The organism is Priestia sp. RMT2NF4 (genome assembly GCF_047872835.1).
Taxonomy (GTDB): Bacteria; Bacillota; Bacilli; order Bacillales; family Bacillaceae_H; genus Priestia; species Priestia zanthoxyli.
In genome coordinates this window covers 1,142,049-1,155,009 of sequence record NZ_JBLQZO010000001.1, presented here as the reverse complement: position 1 = coordinate 1,155,009, position 12,961 = coordinate 1,142,049, and the positions used below count along the sequence as shown (strand labels likewise).

Sequence of the window (12,961 nt, the reverse complement as noted above, 5' to 3'; positions counted from 1 at the left end):
AAGTGTACGATATGCAACAATTTATCAAAGAAATAGCGCGCGGAAAAAGAGGATCAACTGACTTAACGTATGAACAAGCAAAAGAAGCAGCTCGCTTAATCGCTTCTGGACAAGCTACGGATGCTCAGGTCGCTGCTTTTTTTATTGCGGAACGCATTAAAACCGAAAATGCAGATGAACTATTGGGATTCGTTCATGCTTTTCGTGAAAAAACAAAAGAGATACCGCTGTCTCAGCCGTTAAAAGATAAATCAATTGATTTTGCAAGCCCTTATGCAGGGAGAAATTCATTTTTTGCGACCATTCCTGTATCGATTTTATTAGCTGAAAGAGGTGTGCCAGCTTTTTTACACTGTACAGAAGCGCTTCCTCCAAAGTTTGGAACAACTATTGAAGATGTACTTCATTCATTACAGATCCCTCAAGCTCAAACGATTGAAGACATCGGTCATACGTTAGAAACATTAAAAATTGGCTTTGTAAATGCTGAAACAATCTCTTATCCTCTTAGTCGCATCAAACAAATTCGTCATGAAATTGGCGTAAGAACACTAATTAATACGGTTGAAAAACTATTAAATTTATCAAATGCTTCTTCTTTAATGATGGGCGCTTTTCACCGCACGGCCATTAACAAAATTGTGCCCATTTTTGCTTCGCTCCCGTTTAAACATGTATACGTGGTGCAAGGTATAGAAGGATCTGAAGATGTACCTGTACATAGAAGCAGCTTTGTTTTTACTATCTCAGAAGGAGAGATGGAGTCGTTTATTGTCAATCCAAAAGAATACGGACTGTTTGTGGAAGAAGAACACTTTGAAAAGAAAATAAGTGTTGAAAAACAAGCGGCATATGTGACGCGCATTTTGGAGGGTGAATCTTCTTCCGAACTGACTTATGTCTATAATCAAGTAGTATTAAACGCCGGCTTGCGCTATTATTTATTTGGCTATGAAACTTCTATTGAAAAAGGAGTAGACTATGCAAAACGTCAGCTAGCTGAAGGTCTGGGTTGGAAACACCTGCAGAAATGGAAAACACAAGTGATTTCAGAAGAGTAAAAGGTGAGCAAATATGCTCATCTTTTTTTATCGAAAGATATAAATCCTTTGTTTTTTATCAGAAAATTTAATATAATTAGTTGTGTGTTTGTGTTAGAAAATATCACATTTGATGTTAATAAGAAAATAGATTAGCAGAAAGGAAGCTTTCATTGAAACTTACGTCGAGAGAACAAGAAAAATTAATGATTGTCGTAGCTGCAGACTTAGCAAGACGCCGTCAGACAAGAGGATTAAAACTTAACTATCCCGAGGCAGTAGCGATTATTACATATGAAATTATGGAAGGAGCTCGCGATGGCAAGACGGTAGCACAGCTAATGCGAGAAGGTACCAAGATTTTAAAACGAGAAGATGTAATGGAAGGTATTCCGGAAATGATTCATGATATTCAAGTAGAAGCTACCTTTCCAGACGGAACCAAGCTCGTCACTGTTCACGATCCAATTCGTTAAGAGGAGGGAAAAATATGATTCCAGGGGAATACGTCTTAAAAAAAGAACCGATCACATGTAATAACAGAAAGCAATCAATTAGCGTGACTGTAATCAATAGAGGCGACCGCCCCGTTCAAGTAGGTTCACATTTTCATTTTTTTGAAGTGAATGCCGCGCTCCAATTCCCCCGCGAAGCTGCGCTTGGCTATCATTTAAATATTCCAGCCGGTACAGCCGTTCGCTTTGAGCCAGGTGATGCAAAAGAAGTAGAGCTGGTTGCTTTCTCCGGAACAAGAGAAATTTACGGTCTGAACAATAAAACAAACAGATCGCTTTCTGATAGAAAGGAAGATGCATAAGATGAGTTTTCAAATGTCGCGACGTCAGTATGCAGATATGTTTGGACCAACCGTTGGAGATGCTGTTCGTTTAGCAGACACAGAGCTATTTATTGAAATTGAAAAAGATTTCACAACCTACGGAGATGAAGTGAAGTTTGGCGGAGGAAAAGTGATTCGTGACGGAATGGGGCAGCACCCTCTTGCAACGCGAAGTGAAGCAGCGGACTTAGTGTTGACAAATGCCATTATCGTTGATTATACAGGCATATATAAAGCAGATATTGGAATAAAAGATGGACTCATTCAAACTATTGGAAAAGCGGGTAATCCGCTGTTGATGGATGAAGTAGACATCATCATTGGTGCGAGTACGGAAGTAATTGCAGCTGAAGGGAAAATTGTAACCGCCGGCGGTATTGATGCGCATATTCATTTCATTTGTCCGCAGCAAATTGAAACCGCCCTTGCCTCTGGCGTGACAACGATGATTGGAGGAGGAACAGGACCTGCTACAGGAACAAAGGCTACCACTTGTACACCCGGAGCGTGGCATATCGAACGAATGCTTGAAGCCGCTGAAGCATTTCCGATGAATATTGGCTTTTTAGGAAAAGGAAATGCAAGTGCGAAAGAGCCTTTAATTGAACAAATTAAAGCAGGAGCAATTGGACTAAAGCTTCACGAAGACTGGGGAACCACGGCATCTGCCATCGACACAAGCCTGCAAGTAGCAGACGAGTACGATGTTCAAATTGCGATTCATACAGATACTTTAAATGAAGGCGGCTTTGTTGAAGATACGATTGCAGCAATTGGTGATCGAGTCATTCATACCTACCATACTGAAGGAGCTGGAGGCGGGCATGCACCTGATATTATGGAAATGGCAAGCTTTCCAAACGTGCTTCCATCATCAACTAATCCAACAAGACCCTATACGGTCAACACGCTTGAAGAGCATTTAGATATGCTCATGGTATGTCATCATCTTGATCCTGCTGTACCAGAAGACATCGCTTTTGCTGATTCCCGCATTCGCAAAGAAACGATTGCAGCTGAAGATATTTTACACGATTTAGGTGTATTCAGTATGATTTCTTCAGATTCTCAAGCAATGGGACGTGTAGGAGAAGTGATTACACGAACGTGGCAAACAGCTGATAAGATGAAAAAGCAGCGAGGAAAAATTGATGGTGACAGCGAAGTCGGCGATAACGCACGTGTCAAACGCTATGTAGCTAAATATACGATTAATCCAGCTATCGCTCATGGAATTTCCGAATACGTAGGATCGGTAGAAACAGGGAAAATAGCTGACTTAGTCCTATGGGAGCCAGCGTTTTTTGGAATAAAGCCTGACTTGATTGTAAAAGGCGGTTTAATTGCTCACAGCTTAATGGGAGACCCTAACGCTTCAATTCCAACCCCACAGCCGGTCTTATATCGTCCGATGTTTGCTTCTTATGGAAAAGCAAGAGCTAAAACCTCCGTTACGTTTGTGTCAAAAGCAGCGTATGAGAACAAAGTGGGCGAAAAACTAGGGTTACAAAAGCTGCTTAAACCAGTAAAAGATATTCGTCAGTTAAAAAAAACAGATATGAAGTTAAATGGAGAAATGCCTAAGATTGAAGTTGATCCCCAAACGTACGAAGTAAAAATAGATGGACAAATGATTACATGTGAAGCGGCAGAAGTTGTGCCTATGGCGCAGCGATACTTTTTATTTTGAGGTGAAAAAATGGTAATCGAAAAAATTATCGGAAATATAGCAACATTAGAAAAACGAGCTCCACATATAGAAAAGGTATATATCGAAAGTGATCACTTAGTAAAACGCGTTCAGCGCGTTGTAACAGATCACGGTAAGGAACTCGGAATTCGTCTGAAAGAAAACCGCGAGTTAGTTGATGGCGATGTACTATTTATGGATGAAAGCAATATGATTGTTGTGCAAGTTCTGGCAGACGATATTTTGACCATTCAGCCGATTGATATTCAGCAGATGGGAGAAATTGCTCATCAGCTTGGGAACCGCCATTTGCCGGCGCAGTTTGAAGGTGGAGACATGCTTGTACAGTACGATTATTTAGTCGAAGAATTGCTTCAGCAGCTCAACATTCCCTATAAGCGCGAAAAAAGAAAAGTAAAACAAGCTTTTAAGCATATCGGACATAGTCATGACTAATTCATTGCTTTCGCTGATTCAACTATGTGATTCAAATTTCCCATCGGGTGCATTTTCGCATTCGTTTGGTTTTGAAACGTATATTCAGCGAAATCAAATTTACGACACAGAAACCTTTCAAGAAGCGCTTCGTACATACCTTGATGTTCAGCTGACGTATACGGACGGCTTAGCATGCAGGCTGGCTTATGAGTATGCTGTTCGTGACCAGTTTAACGAAATTATGAGAATTGATCATGAACTATACGCTCTTGCTTTGTCAAAAGAAACAAGAGAAGGGACAAGACGGGTGGGCCAGCGCATGTTAAAGCTTTGCTTAGAGTTATTTCAAGGCTCTTATTTAGAAAAGTATATGAGTGAAGTAAAAGCAAAGAAGGCGTACGGACATCCTGCTGTTGTATTTGCATTAGCCAGCCTGCAGTTAAACATTACAAAAGAAGAGGCAATTTTAAGTCATTTGTACGCTAGCATCTCTTCATTAATTCAAAATGCTGTTCGCGGCATACCAATCGGCCAAACCGATGGGCAAAAAACGCTCGTTCTTTTTCAGCCGCTGCTGCAGCAAGCGCTTCAGCATATTTTGCAAGCAGATCAAGAGGAATTTGGTGCCGTGACACCAGGGTTAGAAATTGCTCAAATGCAGCATGAACAACTGCATGTTCGATTGTTCATGTCATAAAAAAGGAGGGAAGGCCTTCGAATGATGAAGGCATAAAAAATGGATGCAATTAAAATTGGAATTGGTGGACCTGTTGGTGCAGGAAAAACAATGTTAGTAGAACGATTAACGCGTGCGCTAGAAGGGCAGCTCAGTATGGCAGTCATTACAAACGATATTTATACAAAAGAAGATGCACAGTTTCTAGTAAAAAACAGTATTTTGCCAGAAAATCGTATCGTAGGAGTAGAAACAGGAGGATGTCCTCATACAGCTATTCGAGAAGATGCATCCATGAACTTTGCTGCAATTGATGAGTTAGTGGAACGTCACCCCGATGTTGAACTTATTTTTGTAGAAAGCGGAGGAGATAATTTAGCCGCAACGTTTAGCCCAGAGCTCGTTGATTTTTCAATTTATATCATCGATGTAGCACAAGGAGAAAAAATCCCGCGTAAAGGCGGTCAAGGAATGATTAAATCTGATTTATTCATTATCAACAAAACAGATTTAGCCCCATATGTAGGAGCGAGTTTAGAAGTAATGGAAAAAGATACAATCCAAGCGAGAGGGCACAAGCCTTTTGTTTTCACCAATTTAAAAGAAGATAAAGGGCTCAATCAAGTGATAGAATGGATCAAAAAAGAGGCCTTTTTAATCGGCCTTGAATCATGAGCTACACGGGTTATTTAGAGCTTCGTGCAGAAAGAAACAGTGAGCGAACGGTTATTAAAGATACTTATCATTACGGGGCTTTCAAAGTTGCCAGACCTATTTACATGACTCCTGAATCACCTTTTGTTTATATGCTTCACGTAGGCGGGGGATACGTGAGTGGAGACAAATACAAAACGATGATAACGGTCGAGAAAAATGCTCAGCTGACTGCTACTACTCAATCTGCGACAAAGGTGTACAAAACACCGAACGCAGCTGTTTTACAAGAAACGTGCATAACCCTTGAAGAACAATCCATCATGGAATATATACCAGACCCGCTTATTTTGTATGAAAATGCTGCATTTGTCCAAGAAATAACGGTTCATATGGCAGAAAACGCTGCTTTGTTTATGTGTGACAGCATCACCCCGGGGTGGTCGCCGGATGGGCAGCTGTTTCAATATACCTCTATGCGTTCCAAGCTGAAACTGTATGTAAAAAAGCAGCTGAAGGTATACGATCACTTATACTTGAAGCCAGAAAACCATCTGCGCGGCATGATGAAAATGGAAGGGTATACTCATTTTGGATCGATTATTATTGTTCATCCAAACGCCGACGACGCATTTATAGCGAAAGTACATCAGCTGTGCGAAGAGGCAGGCTGTAAAGCAGGAGCTTCCGCACTTCCGATTTCCGGATGTGCTATTCGAATACTAGCTGCTAGTACACAAGAAGTGGAAGAGATAATCGTCAAAGTATACGGATTGTTCCGGCAGGAGTTATTAAAAGCTGAAGTATCACTTTTGCGTAAGTATTAAAGTGCCTGTACAAAAGTATAGTAGTTAAAGAAAAATCCGAACGAGCTGAACTCTTGATAGAGAATCAAATTCGTTCGGATTTTTTATTGGTAGGGTGAACGTAGGTTTCCCGTATGTAGTTCGTTCTAGCCGTTGATTAGAGGACAAAGCGAAGTCTTGCACAGAAATCAACAGCTGTGGAACAAGCAGTCCAGATCATTTATCCTACTTATTCGTCTTTAGATTGAATTATTTTCATTATGTTTTATGCTCTGTTAGAACCACAGACTAAATAATCCGTCGCTTACACCTAAATTATACATATAATAGAGGCCAAATATAATGCTGACAGCACCTGTTACCTGCATCAAACAGCGGTTTAACGTCACTTGCTTTTTAGTTGTAACGAATGGAATTCCAATAACCGTCGTAAATAACAGCATGCCAAGACAAGTGCCGATTCCAAAAATGATAATGTACAGCGCACCTTGCCATACGTGAGTAACGGTGCTCATCGTTACTACAACCATCGCTGCGCTTCCGGCCAGTCCATGAACAAAGCCAATGCCTAATGACTTTAAGTAAGACGTTTTTTCGTGATGCGTATGCACTTGTTTTTTGTAAGACAGAAACGATGTAAAACCGAGATAAACGAGCATAATGCCCACTAAAAATTCAAGTGACATGCTCATACGTTCAGAAATACTGCTTTTTAACACTATTAAAATCATGCCAAAAATAAACAGCGTAAGCGTATGACCAATCCCCCAGTATACTCCTGCAAGCGAAGAGCGCCACAGCTTTTTACTTTTTGAAGCAATGGTTGATACAGCGATAATGTGATCTGGTTCTAGAGCATGCTTGATTCCTAAAAAAAATCCTAGTATTAAAATTGAAAAAAAACTTGTTTCCATGTCAGCTTTCTCATCCTTTCGTACGTATAAAACTAGTATATCGCACGCTTTTGTTTTAATAAACAGAAAATTCTAAACGAAAATGTCTGGTTGAATAGCTAAAACATTTATCAATTTACAATAAGTTACAAATATTAAAGGAGATGTAGTATAAAAATTTTACATTTACAAAAACTATAAGTAAATTATTGTGAGGTTGATAACTATGGACAAAATTTCTACTGATATCATGCTGTGGAGTTCTTTTATACGTCAAAATGTTGGGATAGAACGTGACTAGACTAGAAGCTCTTTTATGGAGCATTGCGTTGCCAGGCTTTGGACAATTACTAAACAAAAAACATATAAAAGGAATTTTGTTTATTGTACTTGAATTTCTCATTAATATGGGCGCAAATTTTAATGAAGGCATTCGCTTAAGCTTTTTGGGGGAAACAAAGCAATCCCTCGAGGTAATGAACATGCAGTGGTTAATGTTTTATCCATGTTTATATTTTTTTGCAATTTGGGATGCTGTTAAAGAAGCAGAAAACGGCGCATCGAGATTTACATTTATTCCTTTTGTCTCCTGTGCTTATTTTGTTACAGTAGGCATTATGTATTCCTCAGTGACAACCATCAACGGTGTTTTTATAGGCCCAATTTGGCTCCCTATGCTGTCTGTTGTACCGGGACTGGTTATTGGACTCATTGCCAAAAAGCTATTAGAAGTGTATATACATAAGAAAAAATAAACGTCATTTCAATCTATACATCCGTAGATTTTAATGGACGTTTATTTTATTTTTGTTTATAAATAAGTAATAAAGTCTCTTATTTAGGGAACGTACTAACAGTGGCTATTTTCACATAATCTTAAGAGAGTGTGTTCTACTCATAGAAAAGAGCACATTGAAAATGGAGAGAATGTGTACAAGCTTATATAATAGCAATTTGATAAAAAGAAGCTGGAGAGAAGGTGAATCGATGATCACAAATGGTATTTATCGTTTTTTTCTTATTTGGTACGTATGCGGAGTCGTTTTGCTTTCATTTGATTTGCTGCCTTCATGGTTAGAATGGGCAAATGCTGTTTTTTTACACTTGAGCAGTCTTCTTGCTCTTATTTATCTAGCTAAAGCCTATGGAGTAAGGCGGGCACTGGTCGTTGCCGTATTTGTGACAGGCGCATCTATTTATGTCGAAAGTCTAGGTGTTAAACATGGGTTTTTGTTTGGATCCTACGATTATGAAAAAGATTTTGGCGCTAAAATCTTAGGAGTTCCTCTGACCATTGGATCGGCTTGGTTTATGGTCGTAATCACAAGCAGAATATTAGCTCTCGGAATTATGAAGCGCATGGAGCTGCCGTTTATTGTCCATGGAATTGCCTATGCGGTCATTAGTTCGCTATTTGCTGTTATTATGGATTTGGCTATTGATCCCGTTGCCTATGTTGTTAAACAATATTGGGTGTGGGAAGGGGACAGCTTTTATTATAATATTCCTTTATCCAATTTCTCCGGCTGGTTTTTACTGTCTTTCTTCATTCAGCTGGTCGTATATTTCTTTTTAGCTAAGGTTCCTAAAGAAGAAGAGCCGGTATGGGAAAGAAGAATGGTGTTTTTGTATAGTGCAGTCGTCATGATGTTTGTAATTGTAGCATTAGTAAATGGCCTGTGGCTTGTGGTATGGCTGACGATGATTCCTTTTCTTATTCTTTATATTGTGTATAAAAAGGAGACTCGCTTATGATTTATCCGAAGAAAAACTCAATATTTGAGCGCTTTTTTCAACTGTTTGTCACATATCAGCTCAAAAAACAGTTTTATCGTATTCATTTACATATAGAAGAGCTCCCAAAAGATAAAAAAATGTTATTAATTGCTAATCATTCCAGCTGGTGGGACGGTTTAGTGACATTTTATTTAAATAACGCGGTATTAAAAACAGATCTATACGCTATGATGTCTGAACAAGGAATGAAGGATTTTCCTTTTTTTCAACGAATCGGGGCTTTTTCAGTAAATGCAGCGTCTCCGAAGCATACGGTGGAATCGTTAAGGTTTGCCAGTAGGCTGTTAGAAGATAAAAAAGCGGTGCTTGTTTTTCCTCAAGGAAAAGAAGAGCATCTTGAGAAAAGACCGTTAGCTTTTTCTGAAGGACCTGCTTTTCTTCTAAAAAAGCAATCTGACGTTGAAGTTATTCCCATTACATATTATTATACGTTTCGCCATGATCAGCGACCCGAGCTTTTTATCTGGGTAGGGCAAGCTGTTTTTTACGACTTAGCCAATGCAAGAGAAGATATAACTAAAACGCTAGCCGGTGCAGTCACTGCTCAGCTCGATCATCAAAAACAAAAAATCATTCAAGAAAACGATGAGGAATTTACGGTTTTATTAAAAGGACGAAAGACGCTTAGCGAGTGGTTAACGTGGTGGAAAGCGAAGGTGAAAGAATGATTTACTATATGCTTTTATTTATTTTGATGCTGCTTCTGACCATTGTAAATATTCAAGCAATGCCTAAATTAAATAGATACAAGTTGAATTCAAAAACACCTCAGCCTCTCATTTCTATTTTGATTCCAATGCGAAACGAAGAACGAAATGTAAAGCGAATCATTTCTTCTGTTAAAGGATTAACGTACAGCAATCTAGAATGTGTCATACTAGACGATCAGTCCACAGATGAAACACGAACACAGCTGTGGAAAGAAATTCAAGGGGATTCAAGGTTTACCATCATAGAAGGAAAAGAGCTGAAAGAAGGGTGGGTAGGAAAAGTTCATGCCTGTCATCAGCTGTCGCAAGCTGCAAATGGAGACTATTTATTGTTTGTAGATGCCGATGTACAGCTCAAAGAACGCACGCTAGAACATACTTTAGCCACCGCACAAGCGACAAAAGCCGCTCTTTTAACAGGATTTCCTCGTTTTCCCGTAAAAACGTGGTTAGAAGCATTGGTTGTTCCGCTTCAGCATGTGGTTGTTTTTAGCTATTTACCGGTTGTGGTAGCGAACCGTAACAAGGTGAGCAAAGCTTCAGCAGCTCACGGTGCTTTTATGTTTATAAAAAAAGAAGCTTATGAGATCGCAGGAGGACATGAAGCTGTTAAAACTTCACTAGTAGAAGATGTGCATCTAGCTCAGCTTTTTAAGAAAAAGAAACAGCGCGTTATTTTAGCCAATATTACGTCTCACGTTAGCTGTTATATGTATAAAACAACTGAAGAAGTATGGAATGGGTTTGCTAAAAATATCTTTGTTGGTCTAGGCCGATCCGCTAAAGCAGTTTGGATACTGAGCGTTTTTTTTACCTGGTACTATGTGCTGCCGCTTCCTTTGTTTATAGCAGGAATTCTTACAGGCAACATACTTTGGATTCTTCCTTTTTGCATTATGCTTTTTCAGCGGTTTTTAATTGACCGGTCGGCTCAGCAAAAAGGGCTTTTGTTTCTTACTATGCCGGCGTCGGCAATTGTGCTGATGCTGCTCATGAACCATTCTATGAAGCGTGAACGAAAAAAGCAGGGATATGAATGGAAAGGAAGGCATTATCAATGAAAAAAGTACTAATTGTAGGGGCAGGATTAGGCGGATTAGCTGCAGGAGTTCTTCTTCAAACAAAAGGGTTCGATGTCACAATCGTTGAAAAAAACGAGCACGTAGGCGGAAAAATGATGCCTGTGCAGCTAGGAGAATATTCTTTTGATTTCGGGCCTAATACCATTACAATGCCAGAAGTTTTTCAGTGGTTATTTGAGCAAGCGGGCGAACGTGCAGAAGACTATATGCCTCTTGTCAAACTAACGAATCATACAAATAATTTCTTCACCGACGGTTCACAATTTTCCATGTCTATCGACGAACGAAAAATGATTGAGCAGCTTGAACGTCTCGACCCCTTTGCTGCTAAACAATACCCGGCCTATTTAAAAGAAGTAAAAAGAATATATGACATTGCAAAAAGTCAATTTTTCTACCGGACATTTTCGTCATGGAAAGATTACACAAACCCTTCTCTATTAAAAGCACTGCTGCAAGTAAGGCCGTTTGAAACAGTAGATACGTTTCATCAGCGCTTTTTTCGAAATGAAAACATTCGAAATGCATTTAATCGATACGCAACCTATATTGGATCTTCACCTTATACATCGCCCGCTACCTTTTCACTGATTGGACACTTAGAAATGAATGACGGGGTGTACTATGTAAAAGGAGGAAATACTAGAATTGCAAAAGGGCTGGGGCATGTGTTCCAAAAAGCTGGAGGAAAGCTGTACACAAACTGCAGCGTGACTGAAATAGTAGTAAAAAATAAGCGGGCTGTCGGAGTGGAAGTGAATGGAGAAGAAAAGATAGACGCGGATATCGTTATTGTAAACGGGGACTTGCTAAAAGCCTATCCGGCACTCGTAAAAGAGCAGGATAGACCTCATTTTAAAAACAAAAAAGCAGCTGAGTTTGAGCCTTCCATATCAGCCTATGTAATTATGGCAGCAGTTAAAAAGCGCTTTTCTCAGCTGATTCATCATCAAGTGTACTTTTCTCAGGATTACAAGCAGGAATTCTATGAACTATTTCAGCAAAAAACGCTTCCAACCGACCCTACCATTTACGTTTGTAATTCTTCGTATACCGATAACACGGTAGCTCCGGGTGATAATTTATTTATTTTAGTGAATGCCCCTGCTGTAAAAGAAGAGAATCAAGAAAAAATGAAAGCTTACAGAGAGGTTGTCTATCGCAAGCTTTCTCAGTTTGGTTTAGATATTGAGCCCTCGCTTGTACATGAACGAATTGTTACTCCATGTGAAATTGAACAAACCTTTGGTGCATTTAAAGGCGCTTTGTATGGAGTGAGTTCAAATCGGAAAATGGATAGTTTTCTTCGTCCAAGCAACGTCTCAAAAGATGTTAAAAACTTATATTTTGTAGGAGGAACGACTCACCCAGGCGGGGGATCTCCTATGGTCACAATTAGCGGTATCAATGTAGCTACGCTTATTTCATCTTCCTAATTGATAAATCAGGATTGTCAAAAAGTTTAGTTTTTTGGTACTATAAGAAAGGACAGAGGCTGTTAACCACCTGTTCTCGCGGATGGAAAAAAATGTTACATAATGAAGTTGAAAAGGTGATTACATAACTATATGATTGTATTTACGTGTCTTATTATTATCATAAGCATTATTCGTCCGTACTTGGAGAGCGTGACTGTTAAGCGAATTGCTTCAGAAGGCAAAAAAATTCGCTACTACAAAGAACAGTTCTTTTTTTATGTGCTAATTTTACTATTTTATATTGCGGTGATGGTATACCATGCGGTTCCACTTTCTATGTTAGGATTGCAGGGAGTATATCTAGATACGATTCACCGGACGGCTCCGTATCCAGCGTGGATTGAATATCTGCTGCTTTTAATCTTTGCAGGTTTTATTATTATTTCCATTATGATCCAATGGATGAAAGATCATGGAGAAACGGTTTTTGTGGAACAGGAGATGCCCACGTCAATTGAGGCAACCGTTCCTAAAACAGAAAGAGAGCAAAAGTGGTGGCTTGCATACAGCGGTATTTCCAGCTTCGTAGAAAGCACCGTCTATTTTCCTAGCTTTTATTTATATAGTCACTATGTATTAGCCATTCAAAATACATGGGTGTTGGCTATTTTAATTGGTATTGGTTATTTCCTATCACAGCTAGCTTTTCAGCGTGACCGTTTGAGTGTCCAGACGCTGTTAGTTGGTATCGGGCTAGGCGCTTTATTTATCATGACAAAGTCAGTTGTAATCATGGTCTTGTACTATGGTTTTAGTTTCTTAATCTATGATATTTATCAACAAGATCGCAATTTAGTAAAAAGCACAGAAGATCACTAAGAAACAACACGGCATAACGCCGTGTTGTTTCTTTTTTTTA

Annotated in this window: 15 protein-coding genes; 14 read left to right on the top strand and 1 reads right to left on the bottom strand. The window is 39.3% G+C overall.

Features of this window, described 5'->3' with window-relative positions; genetic code table 11:
• Nucleotides 1–11 precede the first annotated feature (11 nt).
• The 8 genes from ACMX9J_RS05895 to ACMX9J_RS05860 all read left to right on the top strand — a co-directional run bounded on the left by ACMX9J_RS05895 (nt 12) and on the right by ACMX9J_RS05860 (nt 6,163).
• Nucleotides 12–1,061, top strand: coding sequence for an anthranilate phosphoribosyltransferase (locus ACMX9J_RS05895; RefSeq protein ID WP_154992080.1), 1,050 nt, complete (start codon nt 12–14; stop codon nt 1,059–1,061).
• A 152-nt stretch (nt 1,062–1,213) separates the two neighbouring features.
• A complete protein-coding gene (locus tag ACMX9J_RS05890) occupies nt 1,214–1,516 on the top strand; it encodes an urease subunit gamma (RefSeq protein WP_013057659.1) in 303 nt (100 codons plus the stop codon).
• 14 nt (nt 1,517–1,530) lie between these two features.
• Nucleotides 1,531–1,857: an urease subunit beta gene (locus tag ACMX9J_RS05885; protein WP_340843438.1), complete on the top strand. Its 327-nt coding sequence runs from the start codon at nt 1,531–1,533 to the stop codon at nt 1,855–1,857.
• Nucleotide 1,858: 1 nt separating this feature from the next.
• Entirely contained in the window at nt 1,859–3,568 is a 1,710-nt protein-coding gene (gene ureC / locus ACMX9J_RS05880) for an urease subunit alpha (protein ID WP_028412818.1), read from the top strand.
• Nucleotides 3,569–3,577: 9 nt separating this feature from the next.
• Nucleotides 3,578–4,024, top strand: a complete 447-nt coding sequence (gene ureE / locus ACMX9J_RS05875) for an urease accessory protein UreE (protein WP_028412819.1) — start codon at nt 3,578–3,580, stop codon at nt 4,022–4,024.
• Nucleotides 4,017–4,703, top strand: coding sequence for an urease accessory protein UreF (locus tag ACMX9J_RS05870; RefSeq protein ID WP_028412820.1), 687 nt, complete (start codon nt 4,017–4,019; stop codon nt 4,701–4,703). The genes ureE and ACMX9J_RS05870 overlap by 8 nt, the downstream gene beginning before the upstream one ends.
• A gap of 39 nt (nt 4,704–4,742) precedes the next feature.
• A complete protein-coding gene (gene ureG / locus ACMX9J_RS05865) occupies nt 4,743–5,357 on the top strand; it encodes an urease accessory protein UreG (protein ID WP_028412821.1) in 615 nt (204 codons plus the stop codon).
• A complete protein-coding gene (locus tag ACMX9J_RS05860; RefSeq protein ID WP_098113311.1) occupies nt 5,354–6,163 on the top strand; it encodes an urease accessory protein UreD in 810 nt (269 codons plus the stop codon). The genes ureG and ACMX9J_RS05860 overlap by 4 nt, the downstream gene beginning before the upstream one ends.
• A 254-nt stretch (nt 6,164–6,417) precedes the next feature.
• Here the strand turns inward: ACMX9J_RS05860 and ACMX9J_RS05855 are convergent, their stop codons facing one another.
• Nucleotides 6,418–7,056, bottom strand: a complete 639-nt coding sequence (locus ACMX9J_RS05855; RefSeq protein ID WP_033579443.1) for an urease accessory protein UreH — start codon at nt 7,054–7,056, stop codon at nt 6,418–6,420.
• Nucleotides 7,057–7,328: 272 nt separating this feature from the next.
• Here ACMX9J_RS05855 and ACMX9J_RS05850 point away from each other — a divergent pair, with 272 nt between their 5' ends.
• From ACMX9J_RS05850 to ACMX9J_RS05825, 6 genes are all read left to right on the top strand, one after another.
• Nucleotides 7,329–7,790, top strand: coding sequence for a hypothetical protein (locus ACMX9J_RS05850; protein WP_033579442.1), 462 nt, complete (start codon nt 7,329–7,331; stop codon nt 7,788–7,790).
• Nucleotides 7,791–8,022: 232 nt separating this feature from the next.
• Nucleotides 8,023–8,790, top strand: a complete 768-nt coding sequence (locus tag ACMX9J_RS05845) for a carotenoid biosynthesis protein (protein WP_033579441.1) — start codon at nt 8,023–8,025, stop codon at nt 8,788–8,790.
• On the top strand, nt 8,787–9,500 hold the full coding sequence (locus tag ACMX9J_RS05840) for a lysophospholipid acyltransferase family protein (protein ID WP_033579440.1): 714 nt from the start codon (nt 8,787–8,789) through the stop codon (nt 9,498–9,500). The genes ACMX9J_RS05845 and ACMX9J_RS05840 overlap by 4 nt, the downstream gene beginning before the upstream one ends.
• Complete coding sequence (locus ACMX9J_RS05835) at nt 9,476–10,603, top strand: glycosyltransferase (protein WP_416225533.1); 1,128 nt, start codon at nt 9,476–9,478, stop codon at nt 10,601–10,603. The genes ACMX9J_RS05840 and ACMX9J_RS05835 overlap by 25 nt, the downstream gene beginning before the upstream one ends.
• The gene (locus ACMX9J_RS05830) at nt 10,600–12,060 is read left to right on the top strand and encodes a phytoene desaturase family protein (RefSeq protein WP_416225532.1); all 1,461 of its coding nucleotides are present in this window, start codon (nt 10,600–10,602) and stop codon (nt 12,058–12,060) included. Before ACMX9J_RS05835 ends, ACMX9J_RS05830 begins: the two co-directional genes overlap by 4 nt.
• 132 nt (nt 12,061–12,192) lie before the next feature.
• Entirely contained in the window at nt 12,193–12,921 is a 729-nt protein-coding gene (locus ACMX9J_RS05825) for a hypothetical protein (RefSeq protein ID WP_028412829.1), read from the top strand.
• Nucleotides 12,922–12,961 lie beyond the last annotated feature (40 nt).

What these genes read in the sequence shown, in the direction of transcription:
- ureG (WP_028412821.1), top strand. Translation starts at nt 4,743, where the DNA reads ATGGATGCAATTAAAATTGGAATTGGTGGACCTGTTGGTGCAGGAAAA.
- ACMX9J_RS05860 (WP_098113311.1), top strand. Translation starts at nt 5,354, where the DNA reads ATGAGCTACACGGGTTATTTAGAGCTTCGTGCAGAAAGAAACAGTGAG.
- ACMX9J_RS05855 (WP_033579443.1), bottom strand. Translation starts at nt 7,056, where the DNA reads ATGGAAACAAGTTTTTTTTCAATTTTAATACTAGGATTTTTTTTAGGA.
- ureE (WP_028412819.1), top strand. Translation starts at nt 3,578, where the DNA reads ATGGTAATCGAAAAAATTATCGGAAATATAGCAACATTAGAAAAACGA.
- ACMX9J_RS05825 (WP_028412829.1), top strand. Translation starts at nt 12,193, where the DNA reads ATGATTGTATTTACGTGTCTTATTATTATCATAAGCATTATTCGTCCG.
- ACMX9J_RS05840 (WP_033579440.1), top strand. Translation starts at nt 8,787, where the DNA reads ATGATTTATCCGAAGAAAAACTCAATATTTGAGCGCTTTTTTCAACTG.
- ACMX9J_RS05870 (WP_028412820.1), top strand. Translation starts at nt 4,017, where the DNA reads ATGACTAATTCATTGCTTTCGCTGATTCAACTATGTGATTCAAATTTC.
- ACMX9J_RS05885 (WP_340843438.1), top strand. Translation starts at nt 1,531, where the DNA reads ATGATTCCAGGGGAATACGTCTTAAAAAAAGAACCGATCACATGTAAT.
- ureC (WP_028412818.1), top strand. Translation starts at nt 1,859, where the DNA reads ATGAGTTTTCAAATGTCGCGACGTCAGTATGCAGATATGTTTGGACCA.
- ACMX9J_RS05830 (WP_416225532.1), top strand. Translation starts at nt 10,600, where the DNA reads ATGAAAAAAGTACTAATTGTAGGGGCAGGATTAGGCGGATTAGCTGCA.
- ACMX9J_RS05895 (WP_154992080.1), top strand. Translation starts at nt 12, where the DNA reads ATGCAACAATTTATCAAAGAAATAGCGCGCGGAAAAAGAGGATCAACT.
- ACMX9J_RS05845 (WP_033579441.1), top strand. Translation starts at nt 8,023, where the DNA reads ATGATCACAAATGGTATTTATCGTTTTTTTCTTATTTGGTACGTATGC.